The 23,417-nt window shown below is 67.1% G+C and carries 22 protein-coding genes; 11 read left to right on the forward strand and 11 right to left on the reverse strand.

Annotated elements, in window-relative coordinates; translation table 11 throughout:
* Positions 1-7 precede the first annotated feature (7 nt).
* From WA944_RS04655 to WA944_RS04665, 3 genes are all read left to right on the forward strand, one after another.
* A complete protein-coding gene (locus WA944_RS04655; RefSeq protein WP_526368628.1) occupies positions 8-1,669 on the forward strand; it encodes an ABC transporter substrate-binding protein in 1,662 nt (553 codons plus the stop codon).
* On the forward strand, positions 1,651-2,196 hold the full coding sequence (locus WA944_RS04660) for an adenine phosphoribosyltransferase (protein WP_526368626.1): 546 nt from the start codon (positions 1,651-1,653) through the stop codon (positions 2,194-2,196). Before WA944_RS04655 ends, WA944_RS04660 begins: the two co-directional genes overlap by 19 nt.
* A gap of 119 nt (positions 2,197-2,315) precedes the next feature.
* Positions 2,316-4,610, forward strand: a complete 2,295-nt coding sequence (locus WA944_RS04665) for a RelA/SpoT family protein (RefSeq protein ID WP_526368632.1) — start codon at positions 2,316-2,318, stop codon at positions 4,608-4,610.
* A 44-nt stretch (positions 4,611-4,654) separates the two neighbouring features.
* On the opposite strand, the gene WA944_RS04670 is transcribed toward WA944_RS04665, so the two are convergent.
* Positions 4,655-5,551: a peptidylprolyl isomerase gene (locus WA944_RS04670; RefSeq protein ID WP_526368624.1), complete on the reverse strand. Its 897-nt coding sequence runs from the start codon at positions 5,549-5,551 to the stop codon at positions 4,655-4,657.
* Between the two features lie 116 nt (positions 5,552-5,667).
* On the opposite strand from WA944_RS04670, the gene WA944_RS04675 reads away from it, so the two are divergent.
* Positions 5,668-6,345, forward strand: coding sequence for an MBL fold metallo-hydrolase (locus WA944_RS04675; protein WP_526368622.1), 678 nt, complete (start codon positions 5,668-5,670; stop codon positions 6,343-6,345).
* Positions 6,342-7,619 (forward strand): histidine--tRNA ligase, encoded by a 1,278-nt coding sequence (gene hisS, locus WA944_RS04680; protein ID WP_526368620.1) that lies wholly within the window; start codon positions 6,342-6,344, stop codon positions 7,617-7,619. The genes WA944_RS04675 and hisS overlap by 4 nt, the downstream gene beginning before the upstream one ends.
* Before the next feature lie 89 nt (positions 7,620-7,708).
* Here hisS and WA944_RS04685 read toward each other — a convergent pair whose 3' ends face one another.
* Positions 7,709-8,056 carry a hypothetical protein gene (locus tag WA944_RS04685; protein ID WP_526368618.1) on the reverse strand — a complete coding sequence of 116 codons (348 nt, stop codon included), beginning with the start codon at positions 8,054-8,056 and terminating at the stop codon, positions 7,709-7,711.
* A gap of 104 nt (positions 8,057-8,160) precedes the next feature.
* On the opposite strand from WA944_RS04685, the gene WA944_RS04690 reads away from it, so the two are divergent.
* Positions 8,161-8,604, forward strand: a complete 444-nt coding sequence (locus WA944_RS04690) for a lipoprotein LpqH (RefSeq protein WP_526368616.1) — start codon at positions 8,161-8,163, stop codon at positions 8,602-8,604.
* 6 nt (positions 8,605-8,610) lie between these two features.
* On the opposite strand, the gene WA944_RS04695 is transcribed toward WA944_RS04690, so the two are convergent.
* On the reverse strand, positions 8,611-9,096 hold the full coding sequence (locus WA944_RS04695; protein ID WP_526646449.1) for a copper chaperone PCu(A)C domain-containing protein: 486 nt from the start codon (positions 9,094-9,096) through the stop codon (positions 8,611-8,613).
* Between the two features lie 393 nt (positions 9,097-9,489).
* On the opposite strand from WA944_RS04695, the gene WA944_RS04700 reads away from it, so the two are divergent.
* The 4 genes from WA944_RS04700 (at position 9,490) to WA944_RS04715 (ending at position 13,862) form a co-directional block, all read left to right on the forward strand.
* Complete coding sequence (locus WA944_RS04700) at positions 9,490-10,323, forward strand: SigB/SigF/SigG family RNA polymerase sigma factor (RefSeq protein ID WP_526368612.1); 834 nt, start codon at positions 9,490-9,492, stop codon at positions 10,321-10,323.
* Between the two features lie 53 nt (positions 10,324-10,376).
* On the forward strand, positions 10,377-10,904 hold the full coding sequence (locus WA944_RS04705) for a DUF421 domain-containing protein (RefSeq protein WP_526368610.1): 528 nt from the start codon (positions 10,377-10,379) through the stop codon (positions 10,902-10,904).
* Positions 10,905-11,011: 107 nt separating this feature from the next.
* Positions 11,012-12,058: a glucose 1-dehydrogenase gene (locus tag WA944_RS04710; protein ID WP_526610216.1), complete on the forward strand. Its 1,047-nt coding sequence runs from the start codon at positions 11,012-11,014 to the stop codon at positions 12,056-12,058.
* Between the two features lies 1 nt (position 12,059).
* Positions 12,060-13,862 (forward strand): glycoside hydrolase family 15 protein, encoded by a 1,803-nt coding sequence (locus WA944_RS04715; RefSeq protein WP_526368606.1) that lies wholly within the window; start codon positions 12,060-12,062, stop codon positions 13,860-13,862.
* A gap of 12 nt (positions 13,863-13,874) precedes the next feature.
* Here WA944_RS04715 and WA944_RS04720 read toward each other — a convergent pair whose 3' ends face one another.
* On the reverse strand, positions 13,875-15,254 hold the full coding sequence (locus WA944_RS04720) for a DUF2254 family protein (protein ID WP_526368604.1): 1,380 nt from the start codon (positions 15,252-15,254) through the stop codon (positions 13,875-13,877).
* A gap of 179 nt (positions 15,255-15,433) precedes the next feature.
* Here WA944_RS04720 and WA944_RS04725 point away from each other — a divergent pair, with 179 nt between their 5' ends.
* Positions 15,434-16,657 (forward strand): cation:proton antiporter domain-containing protein, encoded by a 1,224-nt coding sequence (locus tag WA944_RS04725; protein WP_526368602.1) that lies wholly within the window; start codon positions 15,434-15,436, stop codon positions 16,655-16,657.
* Here WA944_RS04725 and WA944_RS04730 read toward each other — a convergent pair.
* The 7 genes from WA944_RS04730 to urtA all read right to left on the reverse strand — a co-directional run bounded on the left by WA944_RS04730 (position 16,633) and on the right by urtA (position 23,364).
* Positions 16,633-17,937 carry an amino acid permease gene (locus WA944_RS04730; RefSeq protein WP_526610212.1) on the reverse strand — a complete coding sequence of 435 codons (1,305 nt, stop codon included), beginning with the start codon at positions 17,935-17,937 and terminating at the stop codon, positions 16,633-16,635. The genes WA944_RS04725 and WA944_RS04730 overlap by 25 nt on opposite strands.
* Entirely contained in the window at positions 17,934-18,200 is a 267-nt protein-coding gene (locus WA944_RS04735; protein ID WP_526368598.1) for a hypothetical protein, read from the reverse strand. The genes WA944_RS04730 and WA944_RS04735 overlap by 4 nt, the downstream gene beginning before the upstream one ends.
* Before the next feature lie 374 nt (positions 18,201-18,574).
* The gene (gene urtE / locus WA944_RS04740) at positions 18,575-19,267 is read right to left on the reverse strand and encodes an urea ABC transporter ATP-binding subunit UrtE (protein WP_526368596.1); all 693 of its coding nucleotides are present in this window, start codon (positions 19,265-19,267) and stop codon (positions 18,575-18,577) included.
* Positions 19,268-20,113 carry an urea ABC transporter ATP-binding protein UrtD gene (gene urtD, locus WA944_RS04745; RefSeq protein WP_526368594.1) on the reverse strand — a complete coding sequence of 282 codons (846 nt, stop codon included), beginning with the start codon at positions 20,111-20,113 and terminating at the stop codon, positions 19,268-19,270.
* Positions 20,110-21,216 carry an urea ABC transporter permease subunit UrtC gene (gene urtC / locus WA944_RS04750; RefSeq protein WP_526368592.1) on the reverse strand — a complete coding sequence of 369 codons (1,107 nt, stop codon included), beginning with the start codon at positions 21,214-21,216 and terminating at the stop codon, positions 20,110-20,112. The genes urtD and urtC overlap by 4 nt, the downstream gene beginning before the upstream one ends.
* Positions 21,213-22,097 carry an urea ABC transporter permease subunit UrtB gene (gene urtB, locus WA944_RS04755; RefSeq protein ID WP_526368590.1) on the reverse strand — a complete coding sequence of 295 codons (885 nt, stop codon included), beginning with the start codon at positions 22,095-22,097 and terminating at the stop codon, positions 21,213-21,215. Before urtB ends, urtC begins: the two co-directional genes overlap by 4 nt.
* 1 nt (position 22,098) lies before the next feature.
* Positions 22,099-23,364: an urea ABC transporter substrate-binding protein gene (urtA, locus tag WA944_RS04760; protein WP_163890173.1), complete on the reverse strand. Its 1,266-nt coding sequence runs from the start codon at positions 23,362-23,364 to the stop codon at positions 22,099-22,101.
* Between the last annotated feature and the right edge of the window lie 53 nt (positions 23,365-23,417).

Raw genomic sequence — 23,417 nt, forward strand, 5'->3', positions numbered from 1 at the left:
AGGTCCGATGACCCACCGTCTCCGCCCGAGTCGCACGACACTGCTGTCCGCGGTACTGGCAGTGGTGGGTGCCCTGGGGCTCACGTCGTGCTCGGAGGGCGCCGCGGATTCCATCGACTACGTCGTCGACGGGAAGCTGACCACCTACAACACCAACACCGTCGCCGGCGCGGCGTCCGGCGGTCCTGCGGCCTTCGCCCGGGTGCTGACGGGGTTCAACTACCACGGCCCGGACGGCCAGGTCGTCGGGGACCACGATTTCGGCAGCATCTCGGTGGTGGGCCGGACACCACTGATCCTCGACTACGAGATCAAGGCCGAGGCGGTGTACTCCGACGGAAAACCCATCACCTGCGACGACATGGTGCTGGCATGGGCGTCGCAGTCGGGCAGGTTCCCCTGGTTCGACGCGGCCAACCGGGCCGGCTACACCGACATCGCCTCCATCGAATGTGCGCCGGGGAAGAAGCAGGCGCGGGTGTCCTTCGCCCAGGACCGTCCGTTCACCGACTACGGTCAGCTGTTCGCCGCGACATCGCTGATGCCGTCGCACGTCATCGCTGACGAACTCGGTCTCGGCGACGGCGGGGTGACCACGGCGTTGCTCGACAACGACGGGCCGGTCGTCGAGCGCATCGCCCAGGCCTGGAACACCACCTGGGACTTGGCCCCTGAACTGGATCTGGATCGTTTCCCGTCGTCGGGACCCTACAAGCTGGATTCGGTGACGGCCGAGGGCGGCGTGGTGCTGGTGGCCAACGACCAGTGGTGGGGTGCGCAACCGATCACCGGCAGGGTCACTGTGTGGCCCCGCAGCGCCGATCTGCAGGACCGGGTGAACGAGGGCGCCTACGACGTCGTCGACATCACCGCCGGATCGTCGGGCACGCTGAACCTTCCCGACGACTACGAGCGGACCGATGCGCCGTCGGCCGGCGTCGAACAGCTGATCTTCGCCCCGGAGGGCCCGCTGGCCGCCGTCCCCGCGCGCCGGGCCCTCGCGCTGTGCACCCCAAGAGACGTCATCGCGCGCAACGCGTCGGTGCCGGTCTTCGACTCGCGCCTCAACGCCGCGACCGAGGACGCCTACGGGGTGGCCGAGACCCCACCGGAAGCCGGGCAGTTCGTCGCCGCGAACCCCGACGCCGCCCGCGACGCACTGGGCGGTCAGCTCCTGACGGTGCGCATCGGCTATCAGACACCGAACGCCCGACTTGCCGCCATGGTGGGGTCCATCGCGAACGCGTGCGCGCCGGCCGGGATCACCGTCGAGGACGTCGCAGACGAGGAGATCGGACCGCTGTCGTTGCGCGACAACGAGATCGATGTGCTGATCGCGAGCGTCGGCGGAGCGGCGGGCAGTGGCTCGTCGGGGTCTTCGATCATGGACGCCTACAGCTTGCACAGCGGCAACGGCAACAATCTGCCCCGCTACACCAACGAGCGCATCGACGGGATCATCTCGACGGTGGCTGTGATCTCCGACCCCAAGGAGCTCGCCCGGCTGCTCGGCGAGGGAGGTCAGATCCTGTGGGCCGACATGCCGACCCTGCCGCTGTACCGTCAGCAGCGGACACTGCTGGCGTCGACGGAGATGTATGCGGTGAGTAGCAATCCGACGCGATGGGGTGCGGGGTGGAACATGGACCGATGGCAACTGAGCCAGTGAACACCACAGGGGTGGCGCAGGTCATCGCCTCGCTGCTGCGTGAAGTGCCCGACTTTCCCGAGCCGGGTATCCAGTTCAAGGATCTGACCCCGGTGCTCGCCGATGCCGGCGGTCTCGGCGAGGTCAGCAGGGCGATCGCCGAGCTCGCCCGCGGCGCGGACCTGGTGGCCGGTGTGGATGCCCGCGGATTCTTGCTCGGCGGCGCGGTTGCCCTCGAGCTGGGCATCGGCGTGCTGGCGGTGCGAAAGGGCGGCAAGCTGCCGCCGCCGGTGCTGAGCGAGACCTACAGCCTGGAGTACGGCACCGCGACGCTCGAGGTTCCTGCCGAGGGAATCGAGTTGGCGGGACGCAAGATCATGGTGATCGACGACGTGCTCGCGACCGGCGGGACACTGACCGCCACCAACCGGTTGCTCGCCGCCGCGGGAGCGGAGGTGATCGGGGCGGTGGTGATGTTGGAGCTCGCCGCCCTGGGCGGTCGCGCGGTGCTGGAGCCGTTGCCGGTCACCAGCCTCTACACCGTCTGAGCGGATATCCTGCGAAGAGCACAGCATCGGAGGTGAGCATGGCCAGCGAGGACCCCCGCCCGCCCCAGGCCGCGCAACCGCCGGCCGGCGTGGGTGTGCAGAGTCCCGAGACCCAGCCGATGGAGCTGCCCAAGGCCGATCCGTCGAAGGCGTCGACCAGTGCCTCACGGCGGGTACGGGCCAGGTTGGCGCGCCGGATGACTTCTCAGCGCAGCACCGTCAACCCGGTGCTCGAGCCACTGGTCGCCCTGCACCGCGAGATCTACCCGAAGGCGGACCTCACCCTGCTGCAACGGGCCTACGAGGTTGCCGAGCAGCACCACGCCGACCAATTACGCAAATCCGGGGACCCGTACATCACCCATCCGCTGGCCGTCGCCAACATCCTGGCCGAGCTGGAGATGGACACCACGACGCTGATCGCGGCGCTGCTGCACGACACCGTCGAAGACACCGGTTACACGCTTGAGGCCCTCACCGAGGAGTTCGGCACCGAGGTCGGTCACCTCGTCGACGGCGTCACCAAGTTGGACAGGGTGACGCTGGGCAACGCGGCCGAGGGCGAGACCATCCGCAAGATGATCATCGCGATGGCGCGCGACCCGCGGGTATTGGTGATCAAGGTTGCCGACCGACTGCACAACATGCGCACCATGCGATTCCTGCCCCCGGAGAAGCAGGCCCGCAAAGCCCGCGAGACGCTGGAAGTGATTGCGCCACTGGCGCACCGGCTGGGCATGGCGACGGTGAAGTGGGAGCTCGAGGATCTTTCGTTCGCAATCCTGCATCCGAAGAAGTACGAGGAGATCGTGCGTCTGGTCGCGGGCAGGGCGCCGTCGCGCGACATCTATCTGGCCAAGGTGCGGGCCGAAATCAACGCCAGGCTGACCGCGTCGAAGATCAGCGCGGTGGTGGAGGGCCGGCCCAAGCACTACTGGTCGATCTACCAGAAGATGATCGTCAAAGGGCGCGACTTCGACGACATCCACGATCTGGTGGGCGTGCGCATCCTGTGCGACGAGATCCGGGACTGTTACGCCGCCGTCGGCGTGGTGCACTCGCTGTGGCAGCCGATGGCGGGGCGCTTCAAGGACTACATCGCCCAGCCGCGCTACGGGGTGTACCAGTCGCTGCACACCACCGTCGTGGGGCCTGAGGGCAAGCCGCTGGAGGTGCAGATCCGCACCCGCGACATGCACCGCACCGCCGAGTATGGGATCGCTGCGCACTGGCGCTACAAAGAGGTCAAGGGACGCAACGGATTGCCTACCGGCCACGCCGCCGCCGACATCGACGACATGGCCTGGATGCGTCAGCTGCTCGACTGGCAGCGGGAGGCGGCCGACCCCGGGGAGTTCCTCGAGTCGCTGCGCTACGACCTTGCGGTGCAGGAGATCTTCGTCTTCACCCCGAAGGGCGATGTGGTCACCCTGCCCGCCGGTTCCACGCCGGTGGACTTCGCCTACGCGGTGCACACCGAGGTCGGGCACCGCTGTATCGGCGCCCGGGTGAACGGCCGGCTGGTGGCGTTGGAGCGCAAGCTCGAGAACGGGGAACTGGTCGAGATCTTCACGTCCAAAGCGCCCAACGCGGGCCCGTCGCGCGACTGGCAGATGTTCGTGGTGTCGCCGCGGGCCAAGGCCAAGATCCGGCAGTGGTTCGCCAAGGAGCGCCGCGAGGAAGCGCTGGAAGCCGGCAAGGACGCGATCGCCCGGGAGGTACGCCGCGGCGGACTTCCGTTGCAGCGGTTGATGACCGGAGAATCCATGGGGGCGTTGGCGCGGGAGCTGCGCTATCTCGACGTCTCCGCCCTCTACACCGCGGTCGGCGAGGGGCACGTCTCGGCGCGACATGTGGTCCAGCGACTCGTCGCCCAGCTCGGTGGTGACGACGAAGCCGCCGACGAGTTGGCAGAACGCTACACGCCGGCGACCATGCCGATGCGGCAGCGCAGCACCGACGATGTCGGGGTCGCGGTGCCCGGAGCGCCGGGGGTGCTGACCAAGCTCGCCAAGTGTTGTACGCCGGTGCCGGGCGACAACATCATGGGGTTCGTGACCCGCGGTGGAGGAGTCAGCGTGCACCGCACCGACTGCACGAACGCCACGTCGCTGCAAGACCAGTCAGAGCGCATCATCGACGTGCAGTGGGCACCGTCTCCGTCGTCGGTGTTCCTGGTGGCGATCCAGGTCGAGGCGCTCGATCGGCACCGGCTGCTCTCCGATGTCACCCGGGTGCTGGCAGACGAGAAGGTCAACATCTTGTCGGCGTCGGTGACGACGTCCAACGACCGGGTGGCGATCAGTCGGTTCACCTTCGAGATGGGCGACCCCAAGCACCTCGGTCACGTGCTCAACGTGGTCCGCAACGTCGAGGGTGTCTACGACGTCTACCGCGTCACCTCGGCGGCCTGAGCCCTCCCGACCACCTCGGCGGCGGGGCGGTCAGGGCGGGTCGATCAGTCCAGGGCGATCGACTCGACGTTGACGTCCAGCTTCGGCGGGCCGTCCGGGCCGCCGTCGATCGTCCCTTCGGCCGCGATCTTGTCCAACGTCTGCAGACCGGTCTCGTCGATGGTGCCGAACACCGTGTAGTTCGGCGGCAGCTGCGAATCGCCGAACACCAGGAAGAACTGGCTGCCGTTGGTGCCCGGACCCGCGTTGGCCATGGCCAGCCTTCCCCGCGGATAGACCACGGGCTCCATCAACGCCGGATCGTCGGGCTGGTACTGATTGGTCGGGTACTCGTTGGCGAACTGGTAGCCGGGACCGCCGGTGCCCACGCCTGTGGGGTCGCCGCACTGCAGGACCTTCAGTGATTCGCTGGTCGTCAGCCGGTGGCACGGGGTGTCGTCGAACCAACCCTGCTGGGCCAGGCTGGCGAAGCTGTTGACCGTGCACGGGGCTTTGGCGTTGTCGAGCTGCAGTCCGATGTTGCCCTGGTTGGTCGCCATGCTGGCGCTGACCTGCGCGGGCTCGGTCGGCACCCGGCCCTCGCGCGGCGCGTCGTTGGGCTTGCTGGCCTCCTCCGCGGACTGCGGATACTGGCAGTCGCTTCCCAGGCCCTCGGGCGGCTGGAACGGGGGCAGCGCACCGGCCTGTGCCGGCTCGGGTGCGTCCAGCGGCGACGCCTCCGAGGTGGTCGCGGTGGTGCCCGACGTCGACGCGGTCTGCTGACCGGAATCGCGGTTGGTCAGGACGATGGTCGCCACCACGGCGCCGATCACCACGACCGCGGCCACGGCCGAGCCGATGATCGTGTACATACGGCGTTTGCGTTCGTTCTCTGCCCGTCGCTCGAGTTGTCGTTCGAGCTTGCGCTTGGCTGTCTCACGCCGTTGTTCGTTCGTCGGCACCGCCGGTTCCTCCTCGCGTTCGATCCAGTCGGCACCGAGTGTGCCAGCTGTCGTCCACGACGGGCGCCGCGACCCTCGTGAACAGCGACGGGAACTGGACATGGGAAGCTGGAACAGTGTTGATCACCGGATTCCCGGCGGGCATGTTGGCGTGCAACTGCTACGTGCTGGCCCCCAAGGCCGGCGCCGACGCCGTCGTCGTGGATCCCGGTCAGCGGGCGATGGGGCCACTGCGCCGGATTCTGGACGAGAACCGCCTCACCCCGGCGGCGGTGTTGCTGACCCACGGCCACATCGACCACATGTGGTCGGCGCAGAAGGTGGGCGATACGTACGGCTGTCCTGTCTACATACATCCGGAGGACCGATTCATGCTCACCGACCCGATCAAGGGATTCGGGCCGCGGATCGCGCAGATGGCCTTCGGCGCCATGTTCCGCGAGCCCAGACAGGTGATCGAACTCGATCGCGACGGCGACAAGATCGAACTGGGCGGTGTCACGGTGGCGGTGGACCACACCCCGGGGCACACTCGGGGTTCTGTCGTGTTCCGGGTCGACGGTGGTGTCGGCGCGGGTCCGGGCGCGGTGGCCTTCACCGGCGACACGCTGTTTCGCCAGTCGGTGGGCCGCACCGACCTGCCCGGCGGCAGCGGTCGTGATCTGCTGGCGTCGATCGTGACAAAACTGCTGGTGCTCGACGATGACACCCTGGTATTACCGGGGCACGGCGAGCGCACCACCATCGGCGACGAACGTCGTGCCAACCCGTTTCTCGAAGGTTTGAATCCGTGACTGACCGTGGTCCTTCTGTCTCTTTTCAGGCGCCCAAGGGCGTTCCCGACTATGTGCCGCCGGAGTCGGCGGAGTTCGTCGCTGTGCGTGGCGGCCTGCTCGCCGCGGCCCGGCGGGCCGGGTACGGCGACATCGAGTTGCCCATCTTCGAGGACACCGCGCTGTTCGCGCGGGGTGTCGGGGAGTCCACCGACGTGGTCTCCAAGGAGATGTACACTTTCGCCGACCGTGGTGAGCGTTCGGTGACGCTGCGACCCGAGGGAACTGCCGGCGTCATGCGCGCGGTGATCGAGCACGGTCTGGATCGCGGGCAACTGCCGGTCAAACTCTGCTACGCGGGTCCGTTCTTCCGCTACGAACGGCCCCAGGCCGGCCGGTACCGCCAGCTGCAACAGGTCGGTGTGGAGGCGATCGGTGTCGACGACCCCGCCCTGGATGCGGAGGTCATCGCCGTCGCCGACGCCGGTTTCCGCTCGCTCGGACTGGACGGGTTCCGATTGGAGCTCACCTCGCTCGGCGACGACAGTTGCCGCCCGCAGTACCGGGAACTGTTGCAGGACTTCCTGTTCGGGTTGGACTTGGACGAAGAGACGCGGCGTCGTGCCGAGATCAACCCGCTGCGGGTGCTCGACGACAAACGCCCGAAGATGCAGGAGCTGACCGCCGACGCCCCGGTGATGATCGACCACCTGTCCGATGCGGCCAAGCAGCACTTCGAGACGGTGCTGGCGCACCTGGACGCGTTGGCGGTGCCGTACGTGATCAACCCGCGGATGGTGCGCGGGCTGGACTACTACACCAAGACGACGTTCGAGTTCGTGCACGATGGTCTGGGAGCGCAGTCCGGTATCGGCGGCGGCGGCCGCTACGACGGTCTGATGCAGCAGCTGGGCGGCCGGGACCTGTCCGGCATCGGGTTCGGCCTCGGTGTCGACCGGACGGTGTTGGCGCTGCGTGCAGAGGGAAAGACGGTTGGTTCGGCCGGTCGCGTCGACGTGTACTGCGTGCCGTTGGGGGAGCGGGCCAAGCTCGAGCTGGCGGTTCTGGCGGCGGCATTGCGCGGGGCCGGCGTGCGCGTCGACATGGCTTACGGCGACCGGGGACTCAAGGGAGCCATGCGTGCCGCCGACCGGTCAGGCGCGTCGCTGGCGTTGGTCGCCGGTGACCGCGACATCGAGGCGGGCACCGTCGGCGTGAAGAACCTGGCCAACGGCCAACAGGAGGACATCGCCGCGGATGCCGTTGTGGCCGAGCTGCTTCCGCGCCTCACCTGACCGTCATTTCCGCGAGCGCGCGGGTCTGTACGTCGACGCGCCGGTAATTGTCGTGCAAAACGTCGCGCTCACCGACGGCGACGGTGCTGTCAGCGTGACGTCGTGAATCTGCGTGCCACCGCGCCCTGCGCCACCGCGGCGACGAGGGTGAGCGCTCCGACGGCGCCGAGCGTGATCGTCCACAGCCGGCGATCCTCGAGGTCCTTTTCACACAGCCGGACGTAGTTCGGGTCCACGAGCACCTCGCCGAAGACGGGGACGTTTGCCTCGCTGGCGTCGTCATTGGCGCGGGCGGCGGACAGGTCGGGAGCGATCGCGCTACCGCACCTGACGACTTCGCCTTCGCCGGCGGTCACCGACACGGGGACAACCAGACCCACGATCCCGACGAGCAGAGCCACGGCGCCCGCGGCCACGATTATCAGTCGCACCTTCATGCGGACACTGGTACCCGCAGTCGGCACCTTGATACCCGGACGGCTGATCATCGGATTTGTGCCTTTTGACGGTATGGCCCGGCGGTACTCGGGTACTTCTCGGCATGAGCAGCAGACGGTTGGCTATCGCCATGGGGGCCGTGACCCTGGTCGCCGCGGGCTGCTCGAGCGGCTACGAAGCGTTGGGCACCCGCACCGCGCAGGTGTCGATCAACGGCACCGAGGTCGCCGAGAACCCACGGATCCAATGTGAGCAGGTCCAATGGGTCTGGTTCATCAAATCGCTGCAGGAGACGCCGGGTTTCAGTGCGCAGGTGCATACCGGTGACACGGTGGTGCCCAGGTTGGTGCGCATCGAGAATCTCGGCGGCTTCACAGGTAGCTCGTGGAACGCCGAGACCACCGCTCCCGCCACCCCTGTCGGCGTCGAGGCCGATGCCGAGATCACCGACGGAGTGTTCACCATCTCGGGAACCGCCATGGGTTTCTACCAGGACGATCCCGCGGAAACCACTACCGCGGAGTTCGAGATCCGGACGGACTGCTGAGGGAGATCACTGGGACTGGATGGGACACGCTTCCACCGGTACCGGCAATGTCACGTCACCGGCCTGCTCGAAGCGGAACGTGACGTCGGTGTTGGTGGCCGGCTTGAGATCCGGGTCCAGTCGATCCAGCAACACCGCCGGGCGGCTCGCCTCGTCATTGCCCGGCTCAACGTTGGGCTCCCCGAAACTGACGGTGGACTTGGGCGGAATCTCCACGGCGCCGATGATGCGGGCCTGCTCGGCGGCGCTCGTCGACAAACCAAGGAGCCGCTCGGTCTCCGCCGGACGGTTGTTCGTGACGGTGAAGCGCATCGCGCCCCCGGCGTTGAGCTGGATCTCGCAAAAGCCGGGCACATACGTCGGCACGATGTAGGCGTTCTCGACGCTTGTGTTCTCGGTGTGTGACCCGGAGCCGCGGTTGGAGGCGTCCAGCACCACGTCCTCGCCGCAGCCGCTGGCAACGAGCGTCAACGCCGCTGCTCCCGCCAACACCGAACCGCTTCTCCGAAACTGTGACGAGCTCATTGTCTCCCTCCGCCGCGGCGTGGCGAGCGAGGCTCGGCCGGCGTGCCGCTGTGTCTGGATGCCAGGGACCCCCGGCTCGAAAGACAGGTTCCCCAGCGCGCGTGCTTGAAACCCCGCCCTAGCGGATTCACCGCTTGACCCATCTCCCTACACCGGCAACCTAAGAGCCGGTTGTGGGCTTCGTGCAGATCGAATGAGCTTCGCGTGCTTCGCGACGTCGGTGGCCATGCAGTTATTGCGATTCAGCAACGATTGGGCCTCGGTCAGGTTTTCGTATCCCATCCGGGTAGGCGGACTGCAGACCAATCAACCCCGCGGAGGGCCGCCACCACTTCTTCCGCACCGCCGAAGGAGGCCGCCATGGACGTTGCGGAGCGCAATTGTGTCAAGACCGGAGATTCGGACGCCCGAGACCCCGACTGGTCCGCCGTCGAGGACCTGTTCGAGCGGTTGGCCGCGTGCTCGACTGCCGAAGAGCGCCGTCGGTGGCGGCAGCGGATCATCACGGAGTGTCTGCCGCTTGCCGACCACATCGCCTACCGCTTCGTCGGTCGTGGTGAACCTTCCGACGACCTGATCCAGGTCGCCCGGATCGGCCTGGTCAAGAGCGTGGATCGGTACGTGCCCGCCAAAGGGCGCTTCATGGCCTTCGCGGTGCCGACGATTCGCGGCGAGGTGCGACGGCACTTTCGCGACGGCACGTGGTCGATGCGGGTGCCCCGCAAGGTGCAGGAGACTCAGCTCAGGATGCGGCACGCGGTCGAGACACTCTCACAGCGGTTGAACCGTCTACCGACGAACCCCGAAGTGGCTCGCGAGCTCGGCGTGGACGACGACGATGTGGCCCAATCCCACTCGGCTCATTGGGCCTACCGCCCGCTGTCGCTGGATGCGCCCCGTCCGGCGGATGACGGTTCGGAGCCCACCGGTATCGGCGCGACTCACGGGGTGGACGATCCAGGCTACGAAACTGTGGAGAACCTCATGGTGCTGCGCGAGGCCATCGCCGAGTTGGACCCGCGGCGCCGGGCCATTCTCGGGATGCGGTTCTTCCAGGGGCTGACCCAACGCGAGATCGCCCTGCGCCTCGACATTTCACAGGTGCAGGTATCGAGGCTGCTCGACGGAACATTGGCCCGGCTTCGGGACCGGATGGACGACGGCGTCGCCGCGCCAACCGCGGAGGCCGCATGAGCGCGGCCGCCGCAGTCGGCTCTGATCTTCTCGTCGCAAAGTAGGTGAGCGGCATGTGGTTCGACGAATGGGCCGACGTCGTCAGGGTGCTGCTCGTCGGTGCCGCCGCCTACCTCACGCTGATCGTGGTGCTACGGATCTCCGGAAAGCGCACGTTGGCCAAACTCAATGCGTTCGACCTGGTGGTGACGGTGGCGGTCGGTTCGACGCTGGCCACGATCCTGCTGAACTCGGATGTGTCGTTCACAGAGGGGGCCGCGGCATTCGCGTTGCTGGCGGCGCTGCAGTTCCTGGCGGCGACGGTGTCGTCCCGGGTGAAGGCCGGCCGTTCGGTGTTGACTGCGCGGCCGACGCTCCTCGTGTCACAGGGCGTTCTGCTCGACGGCGCATTGCGCCGTCAACGGGTCAGTGTCGACGAGATCCACCAGGCGATCCGGTCCTCCGGACAAGGTGACATCAGCCAGATCGCCGCGGTGGTGCTGGAGACCGACGGATCTCTGAGCGTGATCGGCGTCGACAAGGTCGGCGACTGGTCGGCGTTGGCTGAGCTGTCGGACATGCCCGAGCCGCCGCAGCAATAGACGCAACAGAAAGGACCATCCGTGCACATCGCGACCCACCCACCCCGCAACCCGCACGGGACGACGTCGCCGCCTTGCTCGCCCGGTTGGGCCGGCTGATGCGGGGAATGACCGTCGAGCCCGGCGCGCAGGACTCGCTGCGGGTGCAGGACGTGGCCGATCCGCACCCAGGACCCGGCGAGTTACTGGTCGACGCCCTATCCGTCGGAGTCTGCGGAACCGACAGGGAGATTGCGACAGGCCAGTACGGTTGGGCACCGCCGCACCGCACGCGGTTGATACTCGGACACGAATCGTTGGGGCGGGTCGCCCGGACCGTGGCGGGCAGCGACTTCACCGTCGGCGACCTGGTCGCCGGCGTCGTCCGCCGCCCGGACCCGGTGCCGTGCGGAGCGTGCGCTCTAGGCGAGTTCGACATGTGCCGAAATGGCCGATACCGCGAGCGGGGCATCAAGGAGCTGGACGGCTACGGAAGCGAACAATGGTGTGTGGAAGCCGGTTACGCAACCAAGGTGGATCCCGAGCTGGAAAGCGTCGGCGTACTCATCGAACCCACATCCGTCGTCGCCAAGGCATGGGAACAGGTCTACCGGGTGGGCGAGCGCAGCTGGTTCGAACCCCGGCGTGTCCTGGTCACCGGGGCAGGGCCGATCGGGCTGCTCGCGGCACTCCTGGGGGTGCAGCGCGGGCTCGACGTACATGTCCTGGATCGGGTGACCGATGGTCCCAAGCCGGCATTGGTTAGATCGCTCGGGGCGACCTACCACCACGACCCCGTGGCCGAGGTGACCAGGCGATTGTGCCCCGATGTGGTCATCGAGGCCACCGGAGCCAGCCCGGTGGTCGTCGAAGTGATGTCCACTACCAGCAGCTATGGGGTGGTGTGTCTGACCGGCGTCTCCCCGGCTGGCCGGACTGTGCACCTCGACGTCGGCGCCTTGAACCGCGACATCGTGCTGGAGAACGATGCGGTGGTGGGTTCGGTGAACGCCAACCTGCGTCACTACCGACACGCCGCGGATGCGCTGGCCAAGGCCGACATCGGCTGGCTGGAGGGGCTGATCAGCAGACGGGTGCCACTTCACCGGGCTCGAGAAGCATTCGAGCCCCGAGATGGTGATGTCAAGGTCGTCATCGACATCGAGGCCGCGTGACATGGCGCCGATCGAGGACTACGCGCTGCTGGGGGATCTTCAGACTGCCGCACTGGTGGGACGCGACGGTGCGATCGACTGGCTGTGTCTGCCCAACTTCGACTCATCCGCCTGCTTTGCGGCGCTTCTCGGCGGCGAGGCTGCGGGCAGTTGGCTTCTCGGACCGGCGACAGGTGGTGCGGCGACCCGACGTCGATACCGGGGGGACACGCTGATCCTCGAAACCGAATGGGACACCCCCGACGGCACCGTGCGGCTGATCGACTTCATGCCCCCTCGTGGCAGGCAGGCCGACGTGGTTCGGATCGTCGAGGGCGTCACCGGCCGGGTGCCGATGCGGATGACGTTGCGACTGCGCTTCGACTATGGGCACATAGTGCCCTGGGTGCGGCGTGACGGCCAGGATCTTGCCGCGGTGGCCGGGCCTGATGCGGTCTGGTTTCGTACGCCGGTTCCAGTGCACGGCGAGGATCTCCAGAGCGTCGCTGGCTTCGAAGTCGCCGCAGGGCAACGGATCCCCTTCGTGCTGACCTACATGGAGTCTCACTTGCCCCGTCCTGAACCCGCCGACCCCGAGCGGGCGCTGGCCGAGACGGAACGATTCTGGACCGACTGGATTGCGCGGTGCACCTACACCGGCCGATGGGCGACCGACGTGCGTCGGTCCTTGGTGTTGCTCAAGGCGCTGACCTATGCGCCCACCGGTGGAATCGTCGCGGCCGCGACCACGTCGCTGCCCGAAGAACTCGGAGGGTCCCGCAACTGGGATTACCGCTATTGCTGGCTACGCGACGCCACCTTCACGCTGCAGGCGCTGCTGGGCACCGGATACGAAGCCGAAGCCAAGGCATGGCGGGAATGGCTGGTGCGGGCACTGGCCGGTGACCCAGCCGAGCTGAAGATCATGTACGGCCTCGACGGAAGTCGAAGGCTGCCCGAAGAGGAGCTGCCGTGGCTGTCGGGGTACGAGGGTTCGTTGCCCGTGCGCATCGGCAATGCCGCCGCCGATCAGTTCCAACTCGACGTCTGGGGCGAGGTGCTCGACGGTCTGCATTTGGGCCGGGAAGCAGGCTTGGAGGCGGATGACACCGCCTGGGACATGCAGCGCGCGCTGCTCGACTATCTCGAAGGGCACTGGCGTGACCCCGACAACAGCCTGTGGGAGGTTCGCGGTCCACGCCGGGACTTCGTGCACTCGAAGGTGATGGCGTGGACCGGTGTGGACCGTGCAATCCACACTGTGGAGAACCATGGGTTGTCCGGGCCGGTGCAGCGGTGGCGGGCGCTACGCGAGCAGATCCACTCTGAGGTGTGCGCCAACGGCTTTGACGCCCAACGTAATACCTTCACACAGCACTACGGATCGGCATCGCTCGACGCGGCCCTGCTGCTGATTCCACGGGTGGGTTTCCTGGCGTGGGATGACGCGCGGGTGGTCGGCACCGTCGAGGCAGTGCAGGCAGAGTTGGGCCGCGACGGCCTGCTGCTGCGCTACGAAACCAAACACGGAGTCGACGGTCTGCCCGGAACCGAGGGCGCATTCCTGGCGTGCACCTTCTGGCTCGTGGACGCCCTCGCCGGTATCGGGCGCACCGCCGAAGCCATCGCGCTGTTCGAGAGGTTGCTCACCCTGCGCAATGATGTCGGGCTGCTCAGCGAGGAGTACGACATCGCCGCGGGCCGCCAGCTGGGCAACACCCCACAGGCATTCAGCATGGTCGGATTGATCAACTCGGCACGCGAACTGTCCGGCGTGCATACCGAGACCTCCGCACCGGCGTCGGCGCAGCATCTCCGCGAATAGCACGCCACCGTCTCACGCGGGTGCCCAGCGGCGATCCAGCGCCTCCCGGACATGGTGGGCCAGTTGCTCCAATTTGCGGCGGTCGGTTCGGTCGAGGTCCTGCTCAGCGGCCGCTCTCTCCACACGGAGGAGTCGATCGGCAATGGCCTGGCGGTGTGCGGGCAGCACCACCACCCAGGCGAGTTCACGCAGCATCGACAGCAGTCTGGCCAGCACCGCGGGATCGGAAGCGCCGTAGAGCTGCGGCTGGTCGCAGACCAGGTCGAGCAGGTCGGGCAGATCAGGACGGGCCAGCACCACCCGTGGCGCGTCGTCGCCGTCCCGGAGGGTGCAGGGTCCCAGGCGGTACCCGGCGAGTTCGCACAACATCGCGCTGCACGAATTCAGCCCGTGTACCGCGGTCGTCGGATCATTGATCCCCGGGCTCAGCGCGCGCACGATAACGTCGACGAGCTGGCGGAGTCCGTAGGCGATGTCCTGGGTGGCGGTGCGCTCGACGCCGGTGCTCAGGGCGCCTGCTACCCGGTCGCGCACCGCGGCCAACTGCTCTTCGTCGAGCGAACCGGTCGCCGACCAGCAGAACGCCACCGGAACCCCCGCCAGGACGTCGGACCCGACCGCGCGGTCGAGCCAGACGACTGCGCCGGCGTCGACTGCGGCCGCCAGCAGAGCCTGTTCGTCGACCTCGACGAGAAAGCCCGACGATCGAGCGGTGATCAACGACGCCCCCGGGGGCGGGGAGGGCGCCGATGCGTGGTCCGGGTGTTCGTCGAGTGGGTCGAGCACCCGGTGGGTGGTGTCCTTGACGTCGGCACAGACGTGCTCGAGCATCGTCTCGATCCGGATCTGGCGGACCAGATGACCGAGAAAAAGGACCAGCGCCAGCACGCTCGCCATTGCCAGCAGGTAGGCCAACGTGACGGCGATCTGCGGGACGAACTCCGCGCCCCCGTCGCTGTCGTTGCGTACGGTACGCAGCACCGTGAGCGCATAGACGAAAGTCGCGAGGAACAGCGCGAGGGTGCGCTGGACGAACCGATCCGCTGCGAACGTCCGCAACAGCCGCGGCGTGTACTGGCTGCTGGCAAGCTGCAGAGTCACCACCGTCAGCGAGAAGGTCAGCGACGTCACGGTGATCAGCGACGTGGCGACCGCCCCGAGCACTTCCCGCGCCGCGTCGGCGCCACCACCGAAGATGTAGTCCGCCAACCGCGGCGGCATGCTCTCGTCGAGCACCCCGTCGACCTCAGGTACGGCGATTCCGGCGAGGAACGCAAGAATCACGCCCAGAGCGGGCACGGGCCACAGCCGGCTTCGCCAGGCGTCGACGAAGACGGTGCGCCGCTGCCGCACGGCCTCGATGAGCCCGCCGCCGCCCCCGTTGCCGCTCACCGGCGTCGACGTTCGACGATGTCCAGACGGGTCATCGGCGTCCCGGTGCGTGTCGATTCCGGACAACTTTTGATACGCATAGGGTGATCCAAGTACCCGAGACACCCGGCGGCATACGTTTTGCTGGAGTTCGTGCGCCGCTGTGCTTGCCCCGACCACCGCATGGGAGTCTTTGACGCGTGGAACTGGACATAGTGCTGGCCGCGGTCGGTGTCCTCGGGGTCGTGGTGGCGACGATGTCGGCGAAGATGCGGAGCCTGCCGATCTCGGAGCCCCTCCTCGGACTGGTCGCCGGTATCGTGCTGGGACCGCAGGTCGTTGGCGTGTTGGCGATGCCCACGCTGGTAGCCGAGCAGTCGTTGCTCCACGAGGTCAGCCGAGTACTGCTGGCGATTTCGGTGATGGCGGTCGCGTTGCGCTATCCGTTCGGCGAGATCCGGCGGCACGTTCGCCCGGTTCTGATCCTGCTGCTGCTCGTTCTGCCGGTGATGGCCGTGGTGTCGGCGGGGCTGGGGTGGGCGATCCTCGGCATGCCGCTGGCGGCTGCCGCACTGTTCGGGGCGGCGATCAGTCCGACCGACCCGGTGCTGTCATCGAGTGTGGTCACCGGCGATGCCGCCGAGCGTGTCCTACCGGCCCGTGATCGCCAACTGCTCTCCGTCGAATCGGGCTCCAACGACGGCCTGGCGTTACCTCTTGTTCTGGTGGCGGTCACGATGGCCGGTGCGCTCACTCCGGGTGGTGCTCTCACCGAATCGGCATGGCAGGTGGGAGGCGGAGTGGTGCTCGGCGTGGGGATCGGCTGGCTGGGCGGACACGCACTCCGGTTGGGAGCGCGTCATGGTGCCACCGCCAGCGCGCCGTCGTTGTTCTTCACCGTGGTGCTGGCTCTGGGCATCCTCGGAGCCGCCGGCCTGCTGCACGTGGACGGCATCCTCGCCGTCTTCGTCGGCGGTGTCGCGTTCAACATCGTCGGCACCGGCCGCGAGCGGGCCTCCGAGGACTCCGTCGACGAGGCGATAAACCGGTTTGCGGTGCTGCCGTTGTTCGTCCTGTTCGGCGCGGCGTTGCCCTGGCGGCAGTGGGTCGAACTCGGTTGGCAGGGCGTGGTGTTGGTGCTCGCGGTGCTGTTGCTGCGCCGGATCCCGATCGTGCTGCTGATGATGAGGCCCCTGAAGCTGCGGCTTCCTGACGCGCTGTATCTGGGCTGGTTCGGCCCCGTCGGGGTGGCGGCGTTGTTCTACCTGACGATGGAGGCGGAGCGGCTCGGGGCGAACGAGCAGGTGCTGGCTGCGGGATCACTTGTCCTGGCGGGCAGCACGATTGCCTTCGGTCTCACCGGCGTGTTCGGCCGGGAACTTTATCGTCGTGCGACGGCTCAGGCAGATGCGGCCGATCGGTGACGCACGGCCCACCATTGAGCCACGACGATCGCGCCGGCGACGGCGACCGTGATGCCGAGGGTGAGAAGGTCGGAGCCGAACTTCATCACCACGAACGGCGCGAGCACCAGTAGGTCGAGCCCGATGGCCACCGCCGGCACCCAGATCTTGGCATCGACCTCGTCCCTGAGGTGACGGATGATTCCCCAGTGGATGGCGATGTCCATCGACAGGTACAGCATCGCCCCGAGAGAGGCGATCTGGCTCAGGTCGAAGGCCGCCGCGGTCACGATGGCCAGCGCCGCCGTGATGAGCAGGGATTGTCGGTTCACCGAGCCCGGCAACGCGGGAACCTGGCCCATCTGACGGAGCATGTCGTAGAGCCGGGAGACGGCGAACAGGCTGGCGACCAAACCGGACAGGGTGGCGACGACGGCGATCGCGACCGTCAGCCACACTCCCCACCGCCCGAACAGCGGTGCGGCGGCCTCGGCGAGCGCGTAGTCCCGGGCCGCGATGATCTCCGATACCGACAGGCTGCCGGCCACCGCCACCGCCAGCAGCAGGTAGATCACCGTGCACAACGCGATGGCGATCACGATCGAGCGGGCGATGTTTCGCTGCGGGTCGCGGACATCGTCGCCCTGGTTGGTGATCGTGGTGAACCCCTTGTAGGCGAGGATGCACAACGCGGTGCCGGCCAGGAACCCGATCCAGCCGTGGTCGGGCGGCGGCTGTCCGTCCCCACCGGTGAACAGCCGGGAGAACGCGGAGACCCCGGTCGCGGCGATGCCGGCGACGGCCAGGACGGCGATGCCGACGAGCTTGATCAGAGCGGTCGCCGTGGCAGAGGTTTCCACCAACTGGTTGCCCACAAGATTCACCGTGGTCGCACCCACGATTGCCGTGACCGCGAGGACGGGGACCCACACCGCCGAACCCTGCAGCCCGAACGGTTGCAGAAGGTAGGTGCCGAACGTACGCGCGAGCAGACTCTCGGCGAGCACCATCGACACGTACATGAACAACGAGAACGTCCCGGCGATCACCCCCGGCCCGTAGGCGGCCTTGAGCAGCATCGCGATCCCGCCGGACGAGGGATTCTCGCTCGAATACCGGGTATAGGAGTACGCACTGAACGCCACCACCACCGCAGCAGCGAGGAAGGCCCAGGGCACCCAGGAGCCGGCGAGCTCGGCGACCTGGCCGACCAGCGCGAAAATGCCTGCGCCGATCATCACACCGGTTCCGAGGGCGACCGAACCGGTCAGAGACAACTTCTTGTCCGGACCGTCGGTCACTCCGTGAGCCTGTCCAGTGTCCGGATGTAGGGCTTACGCTCGGCCGCCGTCAGCGGCGGAGCGAAGGCGACGACGATCGTATCCGTCCGGTACAGGCCGCGCGGTGCGGCATACCGTGCGGCGTCTTCGGCCGTCGGGAACGTCTTGATCCTGAGGGTGTCGGTGACGACCGACTGCTCGCAGCCGAGGTCGCGGCATTCCGTGTCTGTGTTGTCGAGCGGATCAGGGACCGCCAGACCAGCGTCTGCCAGCGCATTGACCATGCTGCGCGCGGTCCACGAAGTGGAGTTTCGATGGGCCAGCGGGTCGGCGGTCGCGCCGGACGGCGGTGTGGTCGACCCGGTGGGTGCGGGTGGCTCCGGTGCGGACGGTACGCATCCGGCGGCGGCGAGGGCCCCGGCGGTGAGCCACGCGGCAGCGACCGACAGCGGCCGGCCGCGGCGCTTGCCTCGCCGTTCTGTCGCTGCCGTCGGTCTGATGATCGGCCGCTCCTCCCCGTACGATCAGTCATTCTCTCCGTCGCGCCGTACCCGGGAAAAGCAGAGCGCAAACCCTTGCACGCCGAGCGTGCGCATTTGCACAGAATTCAGCGGCGTGTCGCGTGCACACATGCACGCTCGCGGGGAAGGGGAAGGGGCTAGATGGCCATGGCGGCGCGGACGTCGTCCTCGGACGACGAACCACCGGTGCCGCTGGAGGTGACCCGGCCGGCCTCGATGATGTAGTACTGCTGCGAGGACTCCAGCGCGAAGCCGATGTGCTGTTCGACCAGCAGGACACCGAGGTCCCCGCGCGCGGTCAGCGCGGTGATCGCTTCCTCGATCTCGCCGACCACCGACGGCTGGATGCCTTCGGTCGGCTCGTCGAGGATGAGGCATTTCGGCGTCGTGATCAGGGCACGCGCGATCGCGAGCTGCTGGCGCTGACCGCCGGAGAGCAGGCCGGCGCGCCGGGTCAGCAGCTCCTTGAGGGCGGGGAACAGATCGAGTTGCTCGTCGATCAGCTGCTTTCCGTTCTTGCGCCCGTCGGCGACCACCTGGAGATTCTCGGCTGTGGTCAGCTGCCCGAACGACTGCTGGCCCTGCGGGACATAGGCCAGCCCGCGGGCCACCCGTGCCGACGGGCGCAGTTTGGTGATGTCCTGACCTTCGAACAGCACCTTGCCCGAATTGCACTTGAGCAGGCCCACCGCGGCGCGAAGCAGCGTCGTCTTTCCCGCACCGTTGTGCCCCATTACCGCGGCCACCCCGTCGGTGGGCACCTCGATGCTCACCCCGTGGATGACCTCGGAGCGGCCGTACCCGCTGTGCACGTCGACCAGTTGCAGCATCTAGGAACCCTCCGTCTGTTCACTGGTCTGCCCGCGGGCTGCTTCGGCGCCGGCGGCGGCCGTTCCCAGGTAGACCTCTTGGACCCTCGGGTTGGCCTGAACCTCGGCGACGGACCCTTCGGCGATGACCTCGCCCCGCGCCAGAACGGTCACCGAGGTGGCGAACGCCCGCATGAAGTCCATGTCATGCTCGACGACCACAACGGTGCGTTCAGCACCGATGCGGCGCAACAGGTTGCCCGTCTCCTCCCGCTCTTCGTGGCTCATGCCGGCGACGGGCTCGTCGAGCAGCAGCACGTCGGCGTTCTGCACCAGCAGCATGCCGATTTCCAGCCACTGTTTCTGGCCGTGGGCCAGCACGCCTGCGGGTTTGTCGGCCAGCGCGCTGAGCCCGGTCGTGTCCAAGGCCTGCTCGATCACGGGCAACACGCCGTGGCGCCGCCGCAGCAGCGTCCACGGTGACCGGCCGGCGCCGGCGGCGATGTCGAGATTCTGGAGCACGGTCAGTTGCTCGAACACGCTCGCGGTCTGGAATGTGCGGCCCACACCGCGACGCGCGATCTGATGAACCTTCTTGCCCAGCAGTTCCACCCCGGACTTGCTGACCGAACCGGAGGCGCTCACCAGCCCGGTGATGGCGTCGATCACCGTGGTCTTGCCGGCTCCGTTGGGTCCGATCAGGAACCGCAGGTCGCCTTGGAAAAGCGTGAGGTCGACGTTGCTGACCGCTTTGAATCCGTCGAAATCGACTGTCAGACCGCGTACTTCGAGGTACTGGGTGCCCATGCCGACATTGCCGCCGACTTTCGGTCCGCGTTCGGATGAGATGGCCTCGGCTTCGGTCATGGGGCGGCTCCCACCTTTTCTGCGTCGGGTTCTTTCTCGGGTTCGGTGGCCACGCTGTCCTTGGCCTTGCGTCGGCGTCTGAACAGCACCGCCAGGCCCGCGAAACCAGCGGGGAAGAACCCGACGACGACGATGAACAGCAGGCCCTGCGCGTAGGTCCACTCCGACGGAAACCTTTCGGAGAACAGGGTTTGCGCCCAAGCCACCCCGATGGCTCCCAGCACCGGGCCCAGCAGCGTGGTGCGTCCGCCGATGGCGACCCCGATGAGGAACGCGATGGAGGGCAGGATGCCGACCTGCGACGGGGCGATGAAGCCGACGATCGGCGCGAACAGGGCACCGGCGATACTGGCGAACAGTGCGGCGACGGTGTAGGCCACCACCTTGATGTTGGCCGGGTCGTATCCCAGGAACCGCACTCGTTCCTCGCCGTCGCGCACCGCGACGAGCAGCTCGCCGTAGCGGCTCTGCATCAGCTGGCGCACCACGGCCACCACGATCAGCAGGACCGCGGCTGCGATGAAGTACAGCATCCGCCGGTTCGCCGGGTCGCTGAGTGTGAAGCCGAAGAAGGTCCGGAACCGGTTGAGGCCGTTGCTTCCTCCGAGGCTGGTCTGGCCGACCAGCAGGATGGCCAGCGCCGCAGCCAGCGCCTGCGACAGGATCGCGAAGTAGGCGCCCTTGACCCGGCGTTTGAACACGCCGAACCCCAGTGCCGCGGCGATCGCCGCCGGAACCACCACGATGGCGAGCAGGGTGAACGCCGGAGAGGCGAAAGGCGCCCAGTAGCCGGGGAGTTCGCGTACGCCGGCGATCTGCATGAAGTCGGGCACATCGTTGCCGAACACCTGCGCGTCGGCGATCTTGAGGTGCATGCCCATCATGTAGCCGCCGAGGCCGAAGAAGACGCCCTGGCCCAGAACCAGCATGCCGCCCCGGCCCCATGCCAGGCCGATGCCGACCGCGACGATCGCGAAGCACAGGAACTTGCCCAGCAGGCTGAGCCGGAATTCGGAGAACACCACCGGTGCCACCCCAAACAGCAGTACCGCGGCGATCCCGAAGCCCGCCCAGGTCTGCCAGCGTCCGATGAGGGTCCTCACACCAGACTCCTTGTCCTGACGGTGAACAGGCCCTGCGGGCGGGCCTGCAGGAAGATCACGATGATCACGAAGACGATGACCTTGGCCAGCGATGCCGTGGTGTTGAACTCGATGAACGAGTTCAGGAAGCCCAGCGTGAAGGCCGCGATCACGGTGCCCTTGATCTGGCCCAGACCGCCTACGACAACCACCAGGAACGCGTCGATCAAGTAGCTCTGACCGATCGTCGGGCTGGTGGAGCCGATCAGCGTCAGCGCCACACCTGCCACAGCGGCCAGCCCGGATCCGATGAAGAACGTCGTGATGTCCGTCTTGCGCGACGAGATGCCGCTGGTTTCAGCAAGATCGCGGTTCTGCACGACGGCGCGGATCCGCCGCCCCATCGGGCTGGTCTTGAGCACGGTGGCCAGCACCGCGACACAGACGACGGCGAGCACCAGGATGAAGATGCGGGTCTTGGGCACGACGGCGCCGAGGATGTCCACGCCGCCCGACAGCCATTCCGGGGCGACCACATTGACTGCGGGTGCTCCGAAGATGTCACGCGCCACCTGCTGCAGGACCAGCCCGACGCCGAAGGTCACCAGCAAGGTGTCCAGGGGACGGGCGTACATCCGCTGGATCAGTGTGACCTCCAGGAGCGCGCCCATCGCGCCGCCGATGAAGAAGCCGAGGACCAGCGAGATCAGCAGCGAGGCACCGGCACTCGACACCACCTGCTGTATCACGTACGCGGTGTAGCAGCCGGCCATGATGAACTCGCCGTGCGCCATGTTGATGACGCCCATCTGGCCGAACGTCAGCGACAACCCCAGTGCGGCCAGCAACAGGATCGAGCCGAGGCTCAATCCTGTTGCCAGCTGCCCGATCAGGACATCCATATCAGCCGGAGAGGCCGGCGGCCCACGGGTAGGACTCCAGGAACGGATCCGGCTCGATCGGGCCGGGGGACTCCCAGATCGTGTAGATCAGGCCGTCGGGGCGGATCTCCCCGATGCGGGCGGTCTTGGTGATGTGGTTGTTCTCGCCGTCGATCGTGACCAGGCCCTCCGGCGCGTCGAACGTGACCCCGCCTGCGTTTTCCTGCACTGCCGCGACGTCGAACGACTGTGCCTTCTCGACTGTGTTCTTCCACAGGTAGACCGACACGTAGGCGGCCTCCATCGGATCCGAGGTCGGCTTGTCGGCGCCGAACTTGGCCTTGTAGGCCGCGACGAACTCGTTGTTCACCGGTGTGTCGATGGTCTGGTAGTAGTCCCACGCCGTCAGCTGACCCTCGATGTTCTGCACACCGATGCCGCCGACCTCTTCCTCGGCGATGGACACCGACACCACCGGCATGTCCTGCGGGGTCAGACCGACGTTGCGGTACTCCCGGAAGAACGCCACGTTGGAGTCGCCGTTGAGGGTGTTGAACACCGCGTCGGCGTCGGCGCTGCGGACCTTGTTGACGATCGTGGAGAAGTCGGTCGAGCCCAGGGGGGTGTAGTCCTCGCCCTTGATCTCCATGCCGTTGGCCTCGGCGTATGCCTTGATGATCCGGTTGGCGGTCTGCGGGAAGACGTAGTCGCTACCGACCAGGTACAGCGACTGGACGCCCTGCTCCTTGAGGTAGTCCAGAGCCGGCACGATCTGTTGGTTGGTGGTCGCACCGGTGTAGAAGATGTTGGGGGAGGACTCCAGGCCCTCGTACTGCACGGGGTAGTAGAGAAGTGAGTTGGCGCTCTCGAACACCGGCAGCATCGCCTTGCGGCTGGACGACGTCCAGCCCCCGAACACGGCGGCCACGCAGTCGCTGCTGATCAGCTTCTCGGCCTTCTCGGCGAACACCGTCGGCTCGGACGCGCCGTCCTCGGCGACCACCTGAATCTGCTTGCCCATCACCCCGCCGTCGGCGTTGATCTGCTCGACCGCCAGATCGATGGCGTTGCGGACGGTCACCTCGGAGATCGCCATGGTGCCCGACAGCGAGTTCAGCGCGCCCACCTTGATGGTGTCACCGGAGGTGTCCACACAGGATTCCGCATTTGCTGAATCGGTTTCACTTGCCCTGCTGCCGCAGCCTGCCAACAGCAGGCTGGCTACCGCTACGACACTTCCTGCAGTGAGTGCGGATCGTCTGAAGGAAGTGCGTCGGGGGTTTTCCATGAACGGCCTTTCTTGCTGTCGACAGCGCTCATTCGCTGATGAGGCGTCGAGTC

Source organism: Mycobacterium sp., from assembly GCF_049683355.1.
GTDB lineage: Bacteria > Actinomycetota > Actinomycetes > Mycobacteriales > Mycobacteriaceae > Mycobacterium.

Excerpts from the sequence above, each read along its gene's own strand:
- WA944_RS04700 (WP_526368612.1), top strand. The coding sequence starts at position 9,490 with ATGGACGTTGCGGAGCGCAATTGTGTCAAGACCGGAGATTCGGACGCC.
- WA944_RS04655 (WP_526368628.1), top strand. The coding sequence starts at position 8 with ATGACCCACCGTCTCCGCCCGAGTCGCACGACACTGCTGTCCGCGGTA.
- urtD (WP_526368594.1), bottom strand. The coding sequence starts at position 20,113 with ATGACCGAAGCCGAGGCCATCTCATCCGAACGCGGACCGAAAGTCGGC.
- WA944_RS04705 (WP_526368610.1), top strand. The coding sequence starts at position 10,377 with ATGTGGTTCGACGAATGGGCCGACGTCGTCAGGGTGCTGCTCGTCGGT.
- WA944_RS04685 (WP_526368618.1), bottom strand. The coding sequence starts at position 8,056 with ATGAAGGTGCGACTGATAATCGTGGCCGCGGGCGCCGTGGCTCTGCTC.
- WA944_RS04660 (WP_526368626.1), top strand. The coding sequence starts at position 1,651 with ATGGCAACTGAGCCAGTGAACACCACAGGGGTGGCGCAGGTCATCGCC.
- WA944_RS04690 (WP_526368616.1), top strand. The coding sequence starts at position 8,161 with ATGAGCAGCAGACGGTTGGCTATCGCCATGGGGGCCGTGACCCTGGTC.
- WA944_RS04735 (WP_526368598.1), bottom strand. The coding sequence starts at position 18,200 with ATGGTCAATGCGCTGGCAGACGCTGGTCTGGCGGTCCCTGATCCGCTC.
- WA944_RS04665 (WP_526368632.1), top strand. The coding sequence starts at position 2,316 with ATGGAGCTGCCCAAGGCCGATCCGTCGAAGGCGTCGACCAGTGCCTCA.
- WA944_RS04715 (WP_526368606.1), top strand. The coding sequence starts at position 12,060 with ATGGCGCCGATCGAGGACTACGCGCTGCTGGGGGATCTTCAGACTGCC.
- urtB (WP_526368590.1), bottom strand. The coding sequence starts at position 22,097 with ATGGATGTCCTGATCGGGCAGCTGGCAACAGGATTGAGCCTCGGCTCG.
- urtA (WP_163890173.1), bottom strand. The coding sequence starts at position 23,364 with ATGGAAAACCCCCGACGCACTTCCTTCAGACGATCCGCACTCACTGCA.
- WA944_RS04710 (WP_526610216.1), top strand. The coding sequence starts at position 11,012 with ATGACCGTCGAGCCCGGCGCGCAGGACTCGCTGCGGGTGCAGGACGTG.
- urtE (WP_526368596.1), bottom strand. The coding sequence starts at position 19,267 with ATGCTGCAACTGGTCGACGTGCACAGCGGGTACGGCCGCTCCGAGGTC.